The 21,668-nt window shown below is 39.1% G+C and carries 16 protein-coding genes and 1 tRNA gene; 4 read left to right on the top strand and 13 right to left on the bottom strand.

Annotated elements, in window-relative coordinates:
• Positions 1 to 92: 92 nt before the first annotated feature.
• The 3 genes from E6H07_08650 to E6H07_08640 form a co-directional block, all read right to left on the bottom strand.
• Positions 93 to 290, bottom strand: a complete 198-nt coding sequence (locus E6H07_08650) for a helix-turn-helix transcriptional regulator (GenBank protein TMI65958.1) — start codon at positions 288 to 290, stop codon at positions 93 to 95.
• An 87-nt stretch (positions 291 to 377) separates the two neighbouring features.
• Positions 378 to 1,001, bottom strand: coding sequence for a response regulator transcription factor (locus E6H07_08645; GenBank protein ID TMI65957.1), 624 nt, complete (start codon positions 999 to 1,001; stop codon positions 378 to 380).
• 5 nt (positions 1,002 to 1,006) lie between these two features.
• Positions 1,007 to 4,468, bottom strand: a complete 3,462-nt coding sequence (locus E6H07_08640) for a hypothetical protein (GenBank protein TMI65956.1) — start codon at positions 4,466 to 4,468, stop codon at positions 1,007 to 1,009.
• A gap of 165 nt (positions 4,469 to 4,633) precedes the next feature.
• Here E6H07_08640 and E6H07_08635 point away from each other — a divergent pair, with 165 nt between their 5' ends.
• Positions 4,634 to 5,581 (top strand): rRNA pseudouridine synthase, encoded by a 948-nt coding sequence (locus E6H07_08635; GenBank protein TMI65955.1) that lies wholly within the window; start codon positions 4,634 to 4,636, stop codon positions 5,579 to 5,581.
• Between the two features lie 4 nt (positions 5,582 to 5,585).
• Complete coding sequence (locus E6H07_08630) at positions 5,586 to 6,305, top strand: RNA pseudouridine synthase (GenBank protein ID TMI65954.1); 720 nt, start codon at positions 5,586 to 5,588, stop codon at positions 6,303 to 6,305.
• On the opposite strand, the gene E6H07_08625 is transcribed toward E6H07_08630, so the two are convergent.
• Entirely contained in the window at positions 6,302 to 7,471 is a 1,170-nt protein-coding gene (locus E6H07_08625; protein ID TMI65953.1) for an aminotransferase class I/II-fold pyridoxal phosphate-dependent enzyme, read from the bottom strand. The two genes, E6H07_08630 and E6H07_08625, sit on opposite strands and share 4 nt — an antisense overlap.
• A 78-nt stretch (positions 7,472 to 7,549) precedes the next feature.
• Here E6H07_08625 and metX point away from each other — a divergent pair, with 78 nt between their 5' ends.
• Entirely contained in the window at positions 7,550 to 8,560 is a 1,011-nt protein-coding gene (gene metX / locus E6H07_08620; protein ID TMI66505.1) for a homoserine O-acetyltransferase, read from the top strand.
• A 25-nt stretch (positions 8,561 to 8,585) separates the two neighbouring features.
• Here the strand turns inward: metX and E6H07_08615 are convergent, their stop codons facing one another.
• The 9 genes from E6H07_08615 to hemA all read right to left on the bottom strand — a co-directional run bounded on the left by E6H07_08615 (position 8,586) and on the right by hemA (position 18,962).
• Positions 8,586 to 9,476, bottom strand: a complete 891-nt coding sequence (locus E6H07_08615) for an aldo/keto reductase (GenBank protein ID TMI65952.1) — start codon at positions 9,474 to 9,476, stop codon at positions 8,586 to 8,588.
• Positions 9,477 to 9,499: 23 nt separating this feature from the next.
• The gene (locus tag E6H07_08610; protein ID TMI65951.1) at positions 9,500 to 9,925 is read right to left on the bottom strand and encodes a hypothetical protein; all 426 of its coding nucleotides are present in this window, start codon (positions 9,923 to 9,925) and stop codon (positions 9,500 to 9,502) included.
• A gap of 5 nt (positions 9,926 to 9,930) precedes the next feature.
• Positions 9,931 to 10,689 carry a DUF2490 domain-containing protein gene (locus E6H07_08605; GenBank protein ID TMI65950.1) on the bottom strand — a complete coding sequence of 253 codons (759 nt, stop codon included), beginning with the start codon at positions 10,687 to 10,689 and terminating at the stop codon, positions 9,931 to 9,933.
• A 13-nt stretch (positions 10,690 to 10,702) separates the two neighbouring features.
• Positions 10,703 to 10,776, bottom strand: a tRNA-Cys gene (locus tag E6H07_08600).
• A 143-nt stretch (positions 10,777 to 10,919) separates the two neighbouring features.
• Complete coding sequence (locus E6H07_08595; GenBank protein ID TMI65949.1) at positions 10,920 to 13,487, bottom strand: TonB-dependent receptor; 2,568 nt, start codon at positions 13,485 to 13,487, stop codon at positions 10,920 to 10,922.
• Between the two features lie 242 nt (positions 13,488 to 13,729).
• Positions 13,730 to 15,235, bottom strand: coding sequence for an ABC transporter permease (locus E6H07_08590; protein ID TMI65948.1), 1,506 nt, complete (start codon positions 15,233 to 15,235; stop codon positions 13,730 to 13,732).
• 1 nt (position 15,236) lies between these two features.
• Positions 15,237 to 16,232, bottom strand: a complete 996-nt coding sequence (gene hemB, locus E6H07_08585; protein ID TMI65947.1) for a porphobilinogen synthase — start codon at positions 16,230 to 16,232, stop codon at positions 15,237 to 15,239.
• Positions 16,193 to 17,776 (bottom strand): hydroxymethylbilane synthase, encoded by a 1,584-nt coding sequence (hemC, locus tag E6H07_08580; GenBank protein TMI65946.1) that lies wholly within the window; start codon positions 17,774 to 17,776, stop codon positions 16,193 to 16,195. Before hemC ends, hemB begins: the two co-directional genes overlap by 40 nt.
• The gene (gene hemA / locus E6H07_08575; protein TMI65945.1) at positions 17,739 to 18,962 is read right to left on the bottom strand and encodes a 5-aminolevulinate synthase; all 1,224 of its coding nucleotides are present in this window, start codon (positions 18,960 to 18,962) and stop codon (positions 17,739 to 17,741) included. Before hemA ends, hemC begins: the two co-directional genes overlap by 38 nt.
• A 341-nt stretch (positions 18,963 to 19,303) precedes the next feature.
• On the opposite strand from hemA, the gene E6H07_08570 reads away from it, so the two are divergent.
• Positions 19,304 to 21,529, top strand: a complete 2,226-nt coding sequence (locus tag E6H07_08570; GenBank protein TMI65944.1) for a HEPN domain-containing protein — start codon at positions 19,304 to 19,306, stop codon at positions 21,527 to 21,529.
• The last annotated feature ends 139 nt before the right edge of the window (positions 21,530 to 21,668 follow it).

Raw genomic sequence — 21,668 nt, 5'->3', positions numbered from 1 at the left:
GAAATAAAAAGGTGAAAACACGGGGTCAGAATATCACGATGTAAATATGAAATGAAATAGTAATGAAAACAATTCCCCGTTCGGGGAATAGATCATAGTAATTTTACTTTTTGTAATGCTTCGATCTTGTTCTGCACTTTCAGTTTCCGATAAACATTTTTCAAATGCATCTTCACTGTTTCGTGACTTACATCGATACGATTGGCGATCTGCTCATAGGTTAATCCCAATGATAATAGATGAATAACTTCTTTTTCACGCCGGGTTAGTAAATACATAACATCCTTCATTGATAAAAACTATCACTGTATCTGATTTTGTAAATATGAAGGAGGCTGCGCTAAAAAACAATTCCCCTTTAGGGGAATAGGGGGTTTCTAAAGCAGTCTGAATTTATTCAGCGCTTCAATTTTATTTTGTACATGGAGCTTCTGGTAAATATTTTTAAGATGTTTTTTAACCGTCTCATGTGTAATGCCAAGCCGTTCTGCAATTTCTTTATATAGCAACCCTTTTGAAAGTAATTCCAGCACTTCTTTTTCCCGGATGCTTAAAGTGGAGCTTTCATCATTCACTACTGGTTTTTGAAAACTGCCGATAACTTTCCTTGCTATAAAAGGGCTCATGGGTGAGCCACCGTTATATAGATCATGTATCGCTTTTACTATTTCATCAGTAGTTACAGGGTCTTTGAGAATATACCCTGATGCACCACATTTCAATGCTTCGAAGATGGTGTCATTATCATCATGAATACTACATACCATAAACTGTGTACGGGGCATTTTATCTTTTAACCGAACGATCAGTTCTGTGCCACGCATACCCGGCAAACTGATATCGCAGATAACAATATCTGGCGGTTTATTCATTAGTTCACTCATTGCTTTTTCAGCACTGATATATGAGCCGATCAAGGCCAACTCATTTTGCCCTTTAATAATTGCTTCCAGCGCATCGCGGAACTGGTCATTATCTTCTACTACTGATACTGTAATCATAAATTTTATTTCAGGGGTATTTCAAATGTAAGTGTAAGGCCATTCTTATTTGCAATAAAAAACATTCCATCCAGTTGTTGTGTCCGTTTACGCATATTCTTCATCCCATTCCCGGTTCCGTTACTATCCTCTATATTCATTCCCTTGCCGTTATCGGCCACAACAATACGCAACTTATCATCACAGCTTATTGTAATATCAATTCTGTCAGCACCGGAATGTTTAATAACATTATGCAAGGCCTCTTTCACCAACAGGTGAATATGCCGCCTGGCATCTCCACTTATTTTTATATCCGGAATTTTTTCAGGTAATGACATATTGAATTCACCGGGATAGTTTTCCATCATCTGCCGGGCTTGTTTTTGTAAATAGGAAATCAAACTACTAAGACTGTCATTCTCCGTATTGAGGCTCCATATTACTTCTTTCATTTTTGCCGACAACTCACCAACCGATTGGTAAATTTTATCTACTTCAGTACCAGCATCGCCATCCTTCATTTTATTCTTTGTCATTTCGGTAAGTAACCGAACCCCTGATAATCCTGCACCAATATCATCATGCATTTCAGAAGAAATTCTTTGTCTCTCCATTTGCACAGCCAATTCTTTTTCAAGTAATGCTTTTTGTTTACGGAACTGATAACGATAGATAAACCGGGCAATTAAAAATATAGCTGCAAGCAGAACTAAACCAGCCAGTGATTTAAACCACCACGTAAGCCACCATGGTGGCAATATGGTGAAATGATAGCTGAAAGGCTCTGTCCAAATTTGCGACCGGCCAATTGCTTTTACCTGTAATTCATAATTCCCGTGCTGCAGGTTTCTATAATCAGTATAACTGATCTGGGAAGGGCTGCTCCAGTTTGCATCTGATCCGATCAGCCGGTAACTATATTGTATTTTATCAGGTGCTGACCAATCAATTGCTGAGAAATGAAATGTGAGGTGGTTCTGATCATATGCAAGTGTAAGATCAACGGGATAGTTTTGAAAAGGGACAATGCTACTGAAAGACATTTTTCTATCGGCACTATCGGGAAGGTTTCTGAAATCATAAAACCGTTCATTGATTTCAATATAGCTTAGTATGCATGAATGAACACTATCCGGATGAAACCCTTTATTCAGATCAAATGAAGGAAGATTTTTACCTGTGCCCCACATAATGCGATTATTGTTATCAACACAAACGCTGTGCAGGTTAAAATCAATTGCTTTCAGTCCATCTTGCGCACCAAAGTTGTAAAAAACATAATCGTTTTTTTTATTTACCAAACTATCCTTACGAAGAGGGCAGAGTGAAAGCCCTTTATTAGTACCAATCCAAAGCTGGTTAGCAGGATCACAAAAAACCGACCACACATTATTATCGGATAATCCCTGTTGCCTGGTATAATAGGTAAAATTTGTTCCATCAAACTTACATACCCCTGAACCCAATGTGCCTAACCAAATGTTTCCCCTATCATCTTCAGCAATCGACATAACATTTTTACTGAATAAACCTTCCTTCTCTGTGTAATTAATAAGAGCAGTTCCGTCAAATTTATATACTCCGGCGCCTTCAGTGCAAAACCAGATATTTCCTTTTTTATCTTCCAGCATAGAATATAGAATGCTGCCCGGCAAGCCTTCTTTGGTAGTATAAAAAGCAAAATCTTTTCCATCATACATAACGATCTTTGCATCTCTTGTACAAAACCAGATATTTCCTTTTTTATCTTCCAGCAGATCATAGATCGACTGCCTTTCGTGACTTGTGCCTAAAGAATAATTTGTGAAATTTTTTCCATCATACTTAATAATACCTGACCCTGTAGTGCCGATCCAGATATTACCCTTTCTGTCCTGTAATAATGATCGCTGTCCTTTTGCAAATAATTTATCCTGTTCTTTATAATAGGTAAATAATCGTCCCCCGGTTGGTGTTGGTTTAGCATCTAGCTTTCCCACATGGCCATCATCAGTACCTAACCAAAGATTTCCATTTTTGTCTTTCAGTATCGGCCTTATCCTGTTATTATCCCAAACCTCTCCGGGAATTTTATAATCAAAACTGGTTGCGTTAAGCCTGTTGACTCCCCCCCCATCAGTACCGAACCAGATATTACCATTTTTATCCTCAGTGATCTTTCTTAATTTATTATTCGACAGACCTTGTTCCAGATCGTACTGTGTAAAATATTTCCCGTCAAATTTATTGAGCCCCCCACCGATGGTACCAAGCCAGATATTACCGCTTTTATCGCTGATCATGGATATGGTGAGATTACTTGAAAGTCCGTCATTTTTTGTAAAATGAGTAAACCTTTTGCCGTCAAATTTATTGATACCATTTAAGGTCCCGAACCAGAGATCACCCTCCTTATCTTCCAATAAGTTGGTGACTAGTTCGGCGGCCAGGCCGTCCTCCTGTGTATAATATGTAAAAAAAGTTCCATCAAACTTAGCAACGCCGTGATAGGTAGGGAACCAGAGATTACCATTCCTGTCCTCCATACATTTAAATACAGTATCGCATGGCAATCCTTCTTTTCTTGTATAATGGGTAAAATTTTTTCCATCGTATTTTGTAGCGCCGCCAATCGTGCAAAACCAAAGATTGCCTTTTTTGTCTTCCGATATTGATAGAACCGAGTTGTTTGGCAATCCTTCTTTCTCTGTGTATTGTATAAAATTTTTCCCATCAAAGCATGTTATTCCACCCTGGGTGCCCAACCAGAGATTGTTATTCCTGTCTTCAAATAGACAGCGAACATCGTTGTTACTTAATCCTTCCTTCACAGTATAATTTGTAATATTGATACCATCATATTTATTTACACCGGAGGCATCCATCCCAAACCAGAGATTGCCCTTTTTATCTTCACATACGTCTAATACATAAGAATAACTCAGGCCCTGGTCAACATCCAGGTATTGAATGCTAGAAGTGGCATTATCCTTAAACCGCATTGGGGCTGCTTTCACAGGATGCGGCTCACTAAAAGGCATTTTTTTGCCGGTAACCGGTATGGGAACTCCTGTTCGTATTATGCCATATGTATTTCGTAAAACAAGAGATTGATCTCCTTCTCCGAGTTTTACTTTCTTTAGTCTTGTTGTATCAACAATCTTAACTTGAAGCTTATCCGGTATCGGGTGCACATTGTCGGGAATAATCGTTTTAATTTCCGGAACTCCTTTAAGGATTGTTGTTTTTAAAATTTTTTCACTAATAATTTCTTTAGCGATCAACGGAAAAGGAATGCCGGTTTTAATCGTATCGCCAAAAGAATTGATCAAGGGTCTTATTGAATCGGTTGTAAGAAGATTGATTTTGTAACCGCTATTTAGATCTAATGCAACAGTAAGGGGTTTCGGGTATAAAGGCGGATTGATCTCTGCTTTTTCATCAGATTTGCCTTTGCACCCCGCAAGCAATAAGAGTATAATAACATGAGACAGGTGGGTCCTCATCAATAACTGTTATTTACCGATCGGTTAAAGGATAAACTTAATGAATATTTCAGAGCATAAGCATATAAATACATTAAATCAACCAGCATTTCTTAATCCTGCTTACTAAACCTGCTTTCAGTATCTTTGCCACTCACCCCTGTTGTAAAACAGTAAATCACTTACATGAAAAAGAAATCATCCCCACATAAACCGGGACAAGCCGGCAAGTTCAACAAGTTTACAAAGAAAAAAAGCAATGCTGCCATTAAAGAAGGCTTTAAGCAGGAAAAAAGAAAATGGAAGAAGGATAGAGAAGAGTTTTTTGATAAAAAAAGGAATGAGTCAAGAGTCGGCAGTCAGCAACCGGCAGCCAAGACTCCAAACTCCGAACTACGAACTCCAAACTCGGATCTCATGCCTCTTAATAAATTCATTGCTCATTGTGGAGTTTGTGCAAGAAGAGATGCTGCTGAAATGGTAAAGTTGGGAAAAGTAAAAGTGAATGGTAAATTAATTACTGAGCCCGGTTTTAAGGTTACACAGAAAGACGAAGTTATTGTAAATGGCAAAAAAGTATTTGTTTCAAAAAACCTGATTTACATCCTTCTCAACAAACCTAAAGATTATATCACTACTACTAATGACCCGCATGAAAGAAAAACGGTGATGGATCTTGTAAGCCGGGCAACAAATGAAAGAGTTTATCCTGTAGGAAGGCTGGATAGGAATACATCCGGTGTTTTGTTATTTACCAATGATGGCGAGTTGGCACAAAAACTTACACATCCCAGTAATGAAATAAAAAAGATCTATGCCGTTACGCTGAATAAACCTTTAGAGAGAAATCATTTTGATGATATACTCAAAGGTGTGATACTGGAAGATGGACTCGCTTCTGTTGATGTATTAGCCTATGCAGATCTAAAAGACAAAACACAGATCGGTGTAGAAATTCATAGCGGCCGCAACCGGATCGTTCGTCGAATATTTGAACATTTGGGTTATGATGTAAGAGGTTTGGATCGTGTAATGTTTGCAGGCTTAACAAAGAAAAATGTAGAACGTGGCAAGTGGAGACATTTGAATGAAAAAGAGATCCGCGATTTGAAATATTTTGGAAAAGGTAAATAGTATAATGAGGATTAGTGACTTCGTAATAGCAGAAACGGAAAACTGGATTGCACTTAACAAACCTTCCGGATTATTATCCATTCCCGACAGGGAAGGAAAAGAAGTCTCATTAAAAAAATTATTGATTGAGAAGTACGGAAGCATTTTTACCGTTCATCGTTTGGATAAAGACACAAGCGGCCTGATCGTTTTTGCAAAAAATGAAACTGCGCACAAGCATTTATCACTGCAATTTGAAAACAGATCGACCACAAAAATTTACCAGGGTATTGTAATCGGTTCACCACAGAATAAAAAAGAAACGATCAATGCTTCAATTATGGAGCACCCGGTAAAAAAAGGAACGATGGTGATAAACCGAAAAGGAAAAGAAGCTATCACTGATTATGAAGTGCTGGAAGATTTTGGCATTTATTCATTATTACAATTTCAAATTCATACCGGTCGCACACACCAGATACGCATCCATATGAAAGATCTTGGCCACCCAATTGCATGTGATGAAGTATATGGTGATGGAAAAACAATTTTACTTTCTTCCTTCAAAAAGAAATTTAATCTCGCCAAAAATGTGGAAGAAGAAAAGCCAATCCTCGGCCGCCTTGGTTTGCATTCGCAAAAACTTTCTTTTACTGATATTGACGGAAAAAAACATGAGTTAGAAGCTGAATTGCCAAAAGACTTCCGGGCATTGTTACAGCAGTTACGCAAATGGAAGCGTTAGCATTTTTCTAATGCCTGCAAAATATCGCTGAGTATATCATCTGCATGTTCCAGTCCAACTGAAATACGAATAAGCCCCGGTGTAATATTTACTTCCTGTCTTTCCGCTTCAGAAAGTTTAGCATGTGTAGTACTTGCCGGATGTGATGCAATACTTCTTGTATCGCCAAGGTTTGCCGTCATTGAAAGCATTTGTAAACTGTTCAGAAATTTTTTTCCACTTTCCAAACCACCTTTTAATTCAAAACAAACCAAACCACCACCATTCTTCATTTGCTTTTTTGCAATAGCATGTTGCGGATGACTTGGAAGAAAAGGGTATTTTAATGATGAAATCTTAGCATGTCCTTCCAGTGTTTTTGCAATATGCAGTGCATTAGATGCATGACGTTCCATTCTTACATCCAGTGTTTCTAAACTTTTACTTAAGAGCCATGCATTAAAAGGAGAAAGTGCAGGACCACTGCTGCGACAGAATAAATAAATATCCTGGATGAGTTCTTTCTTACCAACAATGACACCACCCAATACTCTTCCCTGTCCATCGAGCCATTTAGTTGCTGAATGAACAACAAGGTCTGCACCAAAATCAATTGGAGTTTGACAAACAGGTGTGGCAAAACAGTTATCTACATTCAGTATCAGTTTATGTTTTTTTGCCAGCTTACCCACAAACTCAAGATCAATAATGTCAAGCCCCGGGTTCGTCGGTGTTTCCAGGTAAATCATTTTTGTATTGGGCTTGATCGCTTTTTCCCAATCCTCGGGTTTGGTAGCATTTACATAACTGTACTCAATTCCCCATTTATGTAAATACTTTGTAATAATAGTATGTGTGCTTCCAAAAATTGAACTGCATGATAAAAGATGATCGCCGCTTTTCAGATTGGTCATAAAAGAAGCAAAAACTGCACTCATACCGGATGAGGTTGCATAACCTGCCTCAGCTCCTTCCAATGCCACCATTTTATCTGTAAACTCTTTCACGTTCGGGTTGCTGAAACGGCTGTAAATATTATCATCTGTTTCGTCCGCAAAGGCAGCTCGCATATCTTCAGCGTTGTCAAACTGGAAACTGCTGGTAAGAAACAACGGTGTAGAATGCTCCATTTCATTTGTTGTATCAGTCTGAATGCGGATCGCTTTTGTTATCGGCTTTTGTTCCATATTATTTGTTATTTCTTACCGGAATTTTACAAAACTAACAGATGCAAATCTTATTTTGCATACTGTTTCTTAATAATGATGCAAACCTACAAATACGAAGGAACATTCGTTCTTGAATGTGGTAAAACTTTACCGGAAATCAGCATTGCTTATAATACGTATGGCAAAATGAATGCTGATAAAACTAATGTGGTTTGGGTTTGTCATGCACTTACAGCAAATTCAGATGCAGCAGGCTGGTGGCCGGGTGTAGTTGGTGAAAAAGGTTTTATCAATCCTGATAAGTATTTTATTGTCTGTGCCAATATTATCGGAAGCTGTTATGGAAGCACGGGGCCCACATCAATCAATCCACAAACACAAAAGCCTTATTTCAGTGATTTTCCTTTGATCACTATCCGTGATATGGTGAATGCACATATTCTATTACGTAAAGAACTGGGCATTGAAAAAATTCATCTCGTAATGGGGGGCAGTATGGGTGGTTACCAGGCAATGGAATGGTGTGTGATGGAGCCTAACCATATCGAAAATCTTTTTCTTATTGGAACATCACCTACAGAAAGTGCCTGGGGTATTGCTGTACATACTGCACAACGTCTCGCAATAGAAGCTGATACCACCTGGAAGGATATGAATGCTGAAGCCGGGCAAAAAGGATTGAAAGCTGCAAGGGCAATCGGCATGCTTACCTATCGTAATTATGGAATACTGGTGCAAAAACAAACTGATCCCGATTCAGAGAAGATTGACAATTTCCGGGCATCATCATACATCAATTATCAAGGCGACAAACTGGTGAATCGTTTTAATGCCTATAGTTATTGGTTACTTACAAAAAGTATGGACAGCCATCATATCGGCCGGGGAAGAGGTGGTGATGTAGAAGCTGTTTTAAAAACCATCAAACAAAAAACATTGATTATCGGTATTTCCAGTGATATACTTTGTCCTTTGCATGAACAGGAACATATGGCCGAACATATTCCCAACTCTTCACTTATCCGCATCGATTCTATTTACGGACACGATGGATTTATTGTAGAATCTGAAAAGATCACCCGGCAACTTGCCAGCTGGTTAGAGTAACGATATTTTTCCTGTTTAATTTATTTTACAGTTCACCGCGGGATACTGCATATAACTCATACCAATCTTGCCGGGTAATATTAATAGTAAATGCGGCAACAATATTCCGAATACGCTGTTCATTAGTAGTGCCAATAAGCGGCAGTGCTCCGAGTTTTACCAACCATGCAACAGCAATTGATTCAAAATTGGCGTTATATTTTGCTCCGAAGTCTTCCAATTTTGCTCTTAGCCGCAATGGAACTTTTTCATTACTGTTAGCAATTAACCCTTCTGCTAACGGTGAAGTAGCCATAGGCCTCATATACTTTTGCTTGATATAGTCGATCTGCCCATTATCAAATGCTGCGGTATTAAGTAAATTAAGTTCGATATGATTAGTAACTATTGGAATGCGCAAATACGAGCTAAGGAGCTGGTGCTGCCAAACAGAAAAATTAACCACACCAATATTTTTTATTTTTCCTGATTCTTTAAGTTTTTGCAAAGTGATTGCGGTTTCTTCAAGATTGGAAAGCGGATCAAGCTGGTTAAGCAGGAACACATCCACATAATCTGTTCTCAATTTCCGCAGTGAGTTTTCAAGACTATTTACAATATGCTCTTTAGAAGTATCATAATGTTTTATCCGGATATCCGGGCGACTGGGGTGAGGAATATTAATTCCGCATTTTGTAAAAAGCACAATATCTTCTCTTCTTACAGATCTTTTCTTAAGGATATCACCAAACAATTCTTCACAGGCATAACCACCATACGTATCTGCATGATCAAAAGTATTGATGCCTAATTCGAGGCAGAGGTTTACAATGGCTTCCATTTTAGCTTCGTTGACATCCGCTTTATTCCACCTGTAAAAACCATATACAGCAGGCGACACTTTAGGTCCTGAATCACTGAGATAAATTTTTTCCATATTATTTTTTTAAACGGTGCATTTTATAATTCGACTTTTTCAATCATCACATCCCAATGCGCTATTAACAATTCAAACCGGTGTTGTTCATCTTTCTTTAATTTCTCCGTATCGGGATAGATTTGTTTTTCATACTGCTTGGTAAGATTGGGATCAAAAGCCAATTTTTCATTTTTAAAAACGATGGTCACTTTAAAATCAAACCGTGTGTCTTCACCGCTATGTAATTTAGGCTTCTCTGCTTCCACACTTATAATATCACCTTTATCAATTGCTTTTTTCAATAACGGATAATGATTTACTTTCCAAAGATTGATGAACTCATCAGCAAAGCCCCATTTTACTTTATAATAATTCTCAATGGTGAAATAACTGCTCTTATCCTGTGCTTGCGCATTTTTTACGATCAGGAAGATTGGTATTATTAAAAGAATAATTTTTGATCTCATATTCGTTATTTTAGATTTTGATCAGTTTTTTTCCTCAAGTCAAGATTATGAAAATAAAAAACTCTTGCCACATGATTGCTCCTGTATTTGTTTCCAGCCGCCAGTTGCTGAAATACATTCATATAACCAAACTGTAAGTTATCGTGTTTGTTTACATGATAAGCGAAACCAAGGAAAAAACGGTTCTGGTCAAAATAGTTATATACGATTTCCTTTCCGAAATTGATATGCACTTCGTCGTTGACAACAAAAGAAAGAGATTTAGGTTGAAACTTATTTTTACTTAATGGAACCATAAAAAAGAAATTGTAACGAAGCCTGAAATTAAAATTATAGCCTTCTGCTAATTCATCATCATTTAAGATCTTTCTTCTGAATCTTTCTTCTAACCGGAACCATTGCATAAGCCTGAGTTTAGAATATTTGCTATGCCATTGTATTTGCTGCCAAGGCCGGTGTTCCGGCATTGTTACATTCTTGTGATTATCGGCGGGGTAATGACTTACATAAGCATAGCCTGCAGTAAGTTTAGTATCATCATTTAAATAATAAGTGAGGCCAAATCGTAAAATGCTTTGTGATAAGCCTGAAACAAAATCTTCTTTAGTACGTAAATGCAGGTCAGTCCATGATCCCCATTTATTACTGAACCGGGTTTGATTGAAATAGCCAAACCATGCTTGTTGAACAGTTTCTGTTTGTTTAACCTGTGCTAAAGATCCCGTGCTAACTAATACAAGTGCAAATAAAAAAGAGGATTTCATAATTTATCTCTTGTTGACGCCCCGGTCGGACTCGAACCGACGTAGAAGGATTTGCAGTCCTTTACCTGTCCTCTCGGTCACAGGGCTGATATGTGGGTTAGTAAATAAAATTCTTTTATGTTTTAAAAAGGGCATCCCGAAGAATCGGGACGCCGTCTCTCAACGATTGCTTGCCATATGAAAAATCGATAATGCTTATGCTATTATTTTAAAAAACATTTAAAATCTTTTTAGAAAGAATATCGTAAGGTTACACCATACGTTCTCGGATCTCCAAGCACACCTGCATACTGCCCGGCATTACCACCTGCTACCAGCAATTGTTCATAATAGTTCTTATCAAACAAATTGCGCCCCCATATAAAGGCAGAGAGATTGTTAACAGCCTTGAAACCCAACCTTCCGTTAACAAGAGTGTACCCATCTATATTCAGATAAGCAGATGGAGACGGGCTGGAAGAAAAAGAAGAACGATAATAAACATCTGCTGCTATGAAGAACTTTCCGGCTTTACCTAAAAAAGCAGCCGGGGTTGTAAACTCACCGCCCAATGATCCTGCCCATTTGGATATACCTGGAAGCACACCACCCGAAATATCTTTGAATGCTTTCTGCACTCCGTTTTCTGTTAAACCAGTTTCTTCCAATGGAAGTGGTGCATTTGTAAATTTGATATACTTAGCATCAGTATAAGCCACAGCTCCATAAAAAGAGAAATGATTATTGGCTATGATATTTGCATCAACCTCAAAACCTTTTACATTTACCTTTTCGGCATTGGCGATGTAGCCGCGATTAACGCCCAACTCGGGTGATTGAACATTTGCCTGGTAATTATTAATGTCGGTGTTAAAATATGCAAAGTTCAATGTGAAATTATCAATTGGATTAGTCTTAATACCAAGTTCTATATTTTTTACATCCTCAGGTTTTATTACTGCCAGATCGGTTGCTGCCTGGCCGTTAACAGTTGGCAGGCCGGCCACATTAACACCTACGGGCTTAAAGCTGGTAGAGTAAGTTGCAAAAGCATTAATGCGTTTATTGACCCGATATTGAAATGTAAGTTGATATGTCAGGTTGTTTTCATCAGCATCGGCAGTATAAGCCTGGCTGGTGTAAACTCCATTTTTAAAGCCCTGCAATGCGATCTTTTGAGCAGTTGTTCCGTTATAAGTAGCAGTATCCAACCCACCTGCTGCTACCCGATCGTACACTACATCTTTCTTGTCGTAGTTGAAACGAATACCTGGCAACACATGGAAACCTTTTGCAATTTCCCAATCAACATTCGCGAATGCTGCAGCACTTGTTGAATTGATAGAAGCCTTTGTATAAATACCGTATCCTTCAAAAAGACCTGGTGTTTGCCAAAGGTTGCTTACTGAACTTTGTGAAAAACGCCATTGAGCAGAACCAGATTCTTCAGTACCATTGATCTTAACTTCCTGATCAATGTAGAACAAACCAACGACACCGCTTAAATGAGAAGAAATTTCACCAGCATAACGAACCTCTTGCGACCAGTTCCGGTGTTTAGCCGGGTTTTGCGATTTTGCCAATGCCTGCAAACCAGTAAAGTCCCTGTCGTTTGAAGGATCCCAATTCCAGTAGCGCCATGCTGTAGTAGAAGTTAGTGTACCAGGTCCTATTTTGGTGTCAATATTTAAGGAAACACCTCCCAGGTCATTGCCTGATCTCCAGGGAGTGTCATGATCTATTACTCTGTCAAATGCATTATTACTTGGTAGTTTGTAATTAAGGTCGGTAATTATTGCATTGAATTGACGATACGCTGCCCGCTTTGTCTGCACAACACCTGCAACAACCTGCGCATATCCATCAGGACGCTGGCGGGAATCATCCACGGACAATGTAATAGAAGTTTTATCTGATGGCTTGTATAATAACTGGCCGCGAAAGCCGAGATTGTTAATGTCATTTGTATATTTTCCTGTACGTATATTCTCAATCACTCCGTCCCGTTGTGTGCCGGAGAATGAAAAGCGGGCAGCGAACTTTTTGCTTAAAGCCCCTGTAACAGAAGCCTTAGCCTGGATGTATCCATAGTTACCATAGCCCACTTCAAAGCTGGCACCCGGCTTAAAGTTCGGTTTACGTGTTGTTATATTAATAGCACCTGATGTTGTGTTTTTACCGAACAGTGTTCCCTGCGGGCCACGCAATACTTCAATACGTTCTACATCTATAAAATCAAAAGTTGCTGCGGCCGGACGGGCATAGTAAACGCCATCCACATAGAAACCTACTCCCGGATCAAGACCATCATTTGTAAGACCGAATGGTGAGCCAAGGCCCCTGATATTGATCCCTGTATTGCGGGGATTAGAAGTATAAAGCTGAACAGATGGGACAAACTCTTTCACACGGTTCACATTAAAAGCTCCTGCTTCATCGATCTGCTTACCTCCTATTACTGAAATAGGAATAGGAACATCCTGCAACACCTCACTGCGGCGGCGGGAGGTAATAACAACCGTATCTACCTGGAAGAGTGCTTCCAGAACAATTAATACATTGTTTTTTTCATTGTCCCTGATCACCAGTTCGTTTTTACGGAATCCAACTGACGTAACCACTAATGTAAAAGGAAGCTTGTCAGGAGCAGCAAAAGAAAAATTACCAACAGAATCAGTATTAAGTCCTATCGTGCTATTCTTTACTGTTACGCTGGCAAAGGGAACGCCTTCATTTCTTTCGTTAATAACCCTGCCTTTAAATTGTGCAAATGCCAGTACCGGCACTAAACCTCCTAAAAATAAAATAATCCGCTTCATGAATTTGGTTTTGATTGTAGTCCATTAAAACAGTAGACTAATTAAATAAAAAAATTTAAATTGATTTTTTGTTTATAACTAAACTTTCAGGCAGGCAACATCGTGTAAGATTCTTTCCTAAAAAATTCATAGATAAAATTTTTATTGATTATTTATTTTACAAACATAGGGTGCATTTATTATCCTACCAAATCAGTAGACTATTTTTTATAAAATATTTTCCATTAATTAACAGTCATTAGTTAAAATAAACTCGCAAGGATCTTTATACTCCAGATCACTACTACGCTCCCGAGTAAAATAAATGAAGCTTTGCGGGGAAGTTTACCTGCAAGTCTTGCAGCAATTGGGGCAGCAATAACGCCCCCAATAACTAAAGCAAGTATTACCTGCCAATTCTGCACCCCGATCAAAGTAAAAAATGTAAATGCACTTGCCAGCGTCACAAAAAACTCGGTAAGGCTTACTGAACCTATAACATATTTGGGTGTTCTTCCTTTTGTAATTAATGTAGATGTAACGATCGGACCCCACCCTCCGCCACCGAATGAATCGAGAAATCCACCGGCTCCAGCTAACCAGCTGTATCGTTTGAATTTCTTTTTAATGTTAGGCATGAAAGCATTGGCAAATATTTTTATTCCTAACAACAATGTATAAATTGCCATTGCCGGCCGTAAATACTTAAGATGTGCATCATTAAATTTAACAAGTAACAATGCTCCCAATATTGCACCGATCACCCCAGGTATAACTAATGCTTTAAAAAGTTTCTTGTTTACATTTCCAAATTTGTAATGACTATACCCTGATGCAGCCGTTGTAAACATTTCTGCTGAATGTATACTGGCACTTATTGCTGCCGGACTAACACTCGCCGTTTGTAATATAATAGAGCTCGTCACACCATAACCCATACTTGTAGCACCATCTACCATCTGTGCAAGAAAACCAGCTAACACCATCCAATGAAAATTTTTGTCAAGTGTCTGATACCATTTTACTGTTTCATCTGTCATTGTTCTAAATGGTATATAAGAAAAAATAAAATAACCAATAAGCATAAAACCAAATGCAAGTAATGAGTACGTAGCGATCCGGCGCCAACGAAGCGCATTTTCAGAATTATCATTATCTACTAATACTTGTGTAAGCTTGTTTAGCTTCTTTACTTTATATTCAAAATTACCATTGAGTTTGTTTCTTACTTTATGCAGATTCTCAATTACATTATCAAGCTCGCCGGGTAATGCTTCATGCAAAACTTCTTTTATTCTTTTAGCAGCTGTAGGAGATTTACCATTTGTCGAAATAGCAATTTTTAAATTACCCTTCTGAACGATACTACCGAGGTAAAAATCACAGAGCTCTGGTGTATCGGCAACATTTGCTAAAATCCCTCTCACAGTTGTGAGTATTTTTATTTCTTCGTGTAATTGCCTGTTATCAGTAGCCAATATTACAAGACCCTTATTATCTAAATCCCCCTCTTGAAATTCACGTTGAATAATTTTACAGGATGGATGTTTAAAAACAAGTTTCCTTACTTCATCTTTCACCTGCGGTGCTACGATTGAAATTTTTGCTTCGGGAGAATTTGCAAGTAATGAATGTAGCTTTTCCAGCCCGACATTTCCGGCCCCAACTAATAATAATTCCAGTTGCTCCAGTTTGAGAAAAACCGGGTAGAGCTGATTCTTTTTATCAGTTTCAGAAGAAGGTTTTTGTATGTTACCTTTATTATCCATTCTAATATTCCATTTTAGAGATCCATTCTTTAGCATTTTTAGCCGCATACGAAATTATGATATCAGCTCCTGCTCTTGTCAATGCTGTCCATACTTCCAGATGAGCTGCTTCACGATTCACTAAGCCTTTTTCTGCTAATGCTTCAATGGCTGCGTACTCCCCGCTTACATGATAGGCCGCAAGTGGTTTCAAAGTCTGTTGTTTCAATTTTGCAATTACATCAGTATATAATGCAGCAGGTTTCACCATCAGAATATCCGCCCCTTCTTGTTCATCACGCAATGCGCTTGCAATAGCGTCATTAATATTGAGTGGGGAAAGCTGGTATGTTTTACGATTTTTCAACCCACTTGCATTGGGCGATGAATGACAGGCATCACGGAAGGGTCCGTAAAACTGCGAACTGAATTTAGCAGCATAGCTCATGATACTTACATTGTCAAAATTCATTGCATCAAGTGAAGTCCGGATACCGGCTATTCTGCCATCAGTCATATCGCTCGGGGCAATACAATTGGCACCGGCATTCGCTAACTGTAATGCATAGCGGTTCAGTACATCAACTGTTTTATGGTTTACCAGTCTTGAATGATCATCACTCAAAATTCCGCAATGCCCATGTGAAGTATAACTGCAAAGACAGAGATCTGATGCTATCCAAATATCCTCGCCAAAAAATTCCCTTATGTTTTTAATTACTGATACAGCAAATGAAAAATCAAAATCCTTTTCCACTTTATTTGCAGGGACCGGGAATACTAAAAATTTATTGATCCCTTCTTCAACACAATCTTCAATTGTTTTTAAAACAGTATGCATTGTATCCACCTGCACTCCATTTAATCCAATTACATCTCTTGGCTCATCGATTGCCTCATCAACAAACAACGGCTGAATAAAACTTTTGTGTGAAAGTTTTACAGATGCTGTCAGCTCCCGAATATGTGCATCCGTTCTCAGGCGACGCTGTGTGAGCGGATAGAAGATTTTCTCCATTGTTCAAATGCTTTTATAGTTGGAAATATTACAGGCTCTATACCTTGCTGCTTCAGCAGCTCAGCAGTTTCACCACCGGCGCATAAATGTTTTACTCCCGGTTTTGCAGAGTGCCCGTAAAATTCATATTGCGAATAGCTGCTCCAGAATATTGCATCTGCAACAGCAATTGATTCTTTAATTGCTTCATTATTTTTTGACAAGAGCTTAGAATTACTCACTGCACTGTACCCTTTCTTCCTCCATCTTTCTGCTGCAATTTCGTGAGTTAATATCACAAAATCCAAAATACCAATACCAAGCAAAGGCATGCGTAATGATGGTAATAAAAATTCAAAACCCAATGCATCTGCGCTGGCAGTAACCCAATAACCCTGCTTTGCTAATTCAAACCAGGTTCTTGTTCCGGATGCTAAAATTGTTTTGTGAGCTAAACTCAGTTTATCTTTTCCGCTTATAGCTTTATAATTTGCGAGGAATACTACCGGGTTTTTGATTTTAATATTCTCATTACTCGCCCCGATAGCTACCGGGACATATTCAAAAAAATCTTTCATCACATCAGTTGAAGAAAAAAGGTTTTTTATATCAAGAGATGGTAATGGATCCCATTTTACAAATTCAGTCCCTTCCGCATCCTTCCCGGCAGCGTATAAATATTTACCGTTTTTTGTATCAAGAGTTGTTACTCCGAATTTTTGAATACAGCCAGTTCCATATTTTATGGCTTCTTTTTTTTCAGCAAAACAATTTGCAAGCAATTCCTCATTATTAATTCCCTTTAATACTTCAATCGCTTTTGTATTTGAAGGATTTGCTTCAACCACTATTGCGCCCTGGCAAGGAGCCGGTACGCATTCTATTAATGGCAGCAACATCAACTTTTTGCCAGCTAATAATTTTTTAATAAGTATTGAATCTTCTTCGCTTCTCAATAAACGGTTAATTCCTGCTGTTGCCAGTATCGTCGCATCATATTCACCGCTACTTAGTTTCTTTAATCTTGTTTCTACATTTCCACGGATCGGCTTCGTGATAATATTTATTTCTTTATGTAATTGAGGTAAGGCCTTTTTCAGGAAAACAGTTGCCATCTCTTCTCTTCTTGGCGAACAGGTTCCGATCACAATCGTTTCTCCCTTTCTTATCTTTTCTTCAATATCATTATTAAAGATGGCCACATCTCTTGTATCATCCCTGTCAACCACAGCAAACTTGTTTGTTCCAAAAAAATGTTCGCTGCTCATATCCTTCAATGAATGAACGGCTATATCAGCTTCAGCTTTTGCCAATGCATCAAAAATATCCTGTGTAAAAAAATCACTGCCTTCAACTGTGTGTAATGGAATTTCCTGCAATGCATCTCCCCTGCTACTGCGTGCAATCACTTCCACTTTGAGTTGTGGAAATGCCAATTGTATTTTTTGTTTTACAATATCAATCTGCAACAGCGACAGCCGGGAACTCCTGCCAATCAATCTGATTGTCTCTCCCGCTGGCAGATTATTAACAATATGTTTTCCTTTGTATTGCGGGACGGGCATCCAATGTTTTTTTAAGGCTGTAGGCCAGGTGATTGATATGTTTTGGTAAATGTCTTGCTGTAATAATAATGCGCAGGCATTCCTCGCCGACAGGAACAGTAGGAAAATTAATGGGCTGCAGGTAAATTCCATGCTGCTCCAGTAATTTATTTGCTACTTCCCTGCATCGGGCAGCATCCTTTACGGGTATAATAGTTATATGTGAATTGTTCACTCTGAATTCAATTCCATTATTTGCAAAAGCAATTCTTAACTGAGATACATTTTCAAAAAAATGCTTTCTTATTTCGTCATTCTGTTGGATCAGTTTAATACTTTTATTTGCAGCCGCACAAATAGCTGGCGGCAATGAAGTAGTAAAAATAAATCCACTGCCAAAGCTTCTTATAAAATCAATAAGTGTTACTGACGCAGCAATATATCCGCCAAACACACCGATCGCTTTTGATAATGTTCCATTCACAATATCTATTTCCTGTTGCAGTTCTTCTTGTTCCAATACACCGGCTCCTGTTTCTCCATACAATCCTACACCATGCACTTCATCTATATAAGTAAGTGCATTATATTTTTTTGCCAATGAAATGATCTCCCTGGTCGGAGCAATCGTTCCACTCATCGAGTAAACCGATTCAAAAACGATCAGCTTTGGTTTATCTGCCGGAACCGACTGTAACAACTCCTCCAAATGCTCCACATCATTATGCCTGAAAACTTTCTTTTCGTTCTTGCATCCGCGGATCCCTTCAATAATGGAAGCATGATTTCTTTCATCAGAAAAAAATACAAGACCTGGAATATTTTTTCCCAACGTTTGCAGCGTAGTTACATTGGCCTGGTAAGCACCGTTGAATAGTAAAGCTGCTTCTTTCCTATGCCATGCAGCCAACGTTGTCTCCAATTCTTTATGGTGATTGGTTGTACCTGAAATATTTCTTGTACCTCCGCTACCCGTACCACTGCGATGAGTTACAAATCCCAGCTTTGCGATCACATCTTCATTGGTACTCATGCTGAGATAATCATTGCTGCACCAGTTTACGGCTGCATGTTGTTGACCTTTTTCATCTGTATAATAAAAGTTGGGGAAATGCTGTGCACTTTTATTCACTTCAAGAAAATAGCGGTATGAGCCATTGTCTTTCAGTTGCTGAAGCTTCTCTTTAAAAAATGAATGATAATTCATACTTCTTTAAATCAGTTGGCCATGCCTGGGTTTGATGCACAGCCGTAAAGATAATATATTTCCCTACTGAACAAGTAGACTGATTAAACTATTTTAAGCCGTTTGTCATTCTCCCGTCATCATACTTACATTCGTTATTGGGAAATAATATTTGCTTTAACAGCAGTCCAGCCTTACTTTTGCTTAGTCTACCTGAAAAGTAGGGTATCAATATCAGCTTCACGCAAAGCCGCAAAGAAGGCAAAGACGCAAAGCAAAACACTAAATGGAGTAATCTCTTTGCGTCTTATGTATTAAAACTTGGCGTCTTTGCGTGAAAATTACAAACGAAATCAACGTATATGCAGAGCTTTCGCACCGAGTTGGAAAGCCTTCCCAATAAAAACGGAAAGGCTTTAGTAGAGAAAGATATTGTGGACCTTGATAAAAAGATCCATCTCTTTCGTGAAGGAAAAATGGATGAAGAAAAATTCCGCAGCCTTCGTTTGGCCCGTGGTGTTTACGGGCAGCGTCAACCCGGTGTACAGATGGTGCGTATCAAATTGCCTTATGGTAAAATGACACTGGCACAATGGGAACGAATTTCACATGTATCCGATGAATACTCTACCGGCAACCTGCACTTAACAACAAGACAGGATATACAAATACATTTTGTAAGTCTTGACCGTACGCCTGAAATGTGGGCTGAACTGGAAAAAGACGATGTAACCATCCGTGAAGCATGTGGCAATACGGTAAGAAATATCACAGCATCAGATATGGCAGGTATCGATCCTGAAGAACCATTTGATGTAACGCCGTATGCACATGCCATGTTTGAATATTTCCTGCGCAAACCTGTTTGCCAGGAGATGGGAAGAAAATTTAAAATTGCATTCAGCAGCAGCGAAAAAGATACAGCCCTTGTTTTTATGCATGATCTGGGTGCTATACCAAGAATAAAAATAATAGACGCCAGCCCGGATGACCCCCGCCTGAATGACTCAGTCGGGCAGGCGGTCGGACGGGGTAAAGAACAAAGAGGATTTAAAGTAGTAATAGGTGGTGGTCTTGGAGCACAACCGCATTTAGCCGTTACCACGCATGAGTTTTTAGAAGAAGACCTGTTAATACCCTACTTAGAAAGTGTACTAAGAGTATTTGATCGTCATGGCGAACGTAACAGCCGTCATAAAGCAAGAATAAAATTCCTGATCCAGAAGATCGGCATCGATGCATTCAATGAATTTGTAATTGAAGAACAGAAGGCGTTGACGCATCAGAGGTATAAAGTTGACATTGCAGGTGTCAGTGGTCAGGTGCCAGGTGTCAGGACATCCAACACCCAACACCCTACACCCGACACCACCCACCCGACAACTGACAACTCACACCCGACACCCAACCCATACAAGTTTGAATTATGGAAAGCGACTAATGTTGTAAAACAAAAACAACCCGGCTACTTCGCCGTTTATGTTCGTGTGGCCAATGGAAATATAAGCTCAGTAACCAGCCGCAGCCTGATTGAAAAATTAAAAGATGTGATTGCCGATGATGTTCGGGTGACGATCAACCAGGGATTGCAGTTTCGTTTTATAAAACCCGAACACCTGGAATATGTGTACAGCGTTCTGGAATCAGAAGGATTTGCTGCTGCAGGTTTTGGCTCTGTGGCCGATGTTACCAGTTGTCCCGGTACAGATACCTGTAATTTGGGTATCAGCAACAGTACAGGTGCCGCACTTATATTATCTGAACTGATAGAAGAAGAGTTCCCCGAATATTTATACAATAAAGAAATTGCGATTAAGATAAGCGGCTGTATGAACAGTTGCGGACAACATGGAATGGCCTCTATTGGTTTTCATGGCAGCTCACTGAAAGCAAAGGGACAGGTATTGCCGGCATTGCAGGTACTCGTTGGTGGTGGAGTATTGGGTGCTGGCGAAGGACGAATTGCAGATAAAATATTGAAAGTACCCAGCAGACGTGGCCCTGATGTAGTAAGAACTATTTTGAATGATTATAAAACCAATGCCCCGCAAGGCGAAACATTCTTAACCTACAGTAAGCGCAACGGGGACAGGTATTATTATGATCTATTAAAACCACTGGCAAGTTTAGACAATTTAACACCCGACGATTATATTGATTTTGGACAGCAGGAAAAATTTTCTACTGCTATTGGTGTGGGAGAATGTGCCGGTGTAATGATTGACCTGGTAGCAACCCTGATACTGGAAGCAGAAGAAAAAATTACCAGCAGCGAAGAATTGTTTGCCAACAGCCAATGGGCCGATAGTATTTACCATGCCTACTCTGCGCAGGTGCATACCGCCAAAGCATTATTGCTGCAGCAGGGTGTGCAGTGCAATACACAGCATGGCATACTCAATGATTTTGATAAACATTTTACAGCAAACGCATTGTACACCGAAGCCGCAAGTTTTAAAACACAGGTAATGCGGATGAACGATGCCGAACCTTCTGAAACCTTTGCACTAAATTATTTATTGCAGGCAAAAGCATTTGTTGAGTTTGCAAAAGAATACAGGGAAAGGGCGGTGTTGGCGGAGAAATAAATGCTGAGCCTGACGAAGCATGCATGAGCCTGACGAAGCATGCATGAGCCTGACGAAGCATGAGCCTGACGAAGCATGAGCCTGACGAAGCATGAGCCTGACGAAGCATGAGCCTGACGAAGCATGAGCTTGACGAAGC

It is taken from the genome of Bacteroidota bacterium (assembly GCA_005882315.1).
Taxonomy (GTDB): Bacteria; Bacteroidota; Bacteroidia; order Chitinophagales; family Chitinophagaceae; genus VBAR01.
This window is presented reverse-complemented; position numbering and strand designations above follow the sequence as displayed.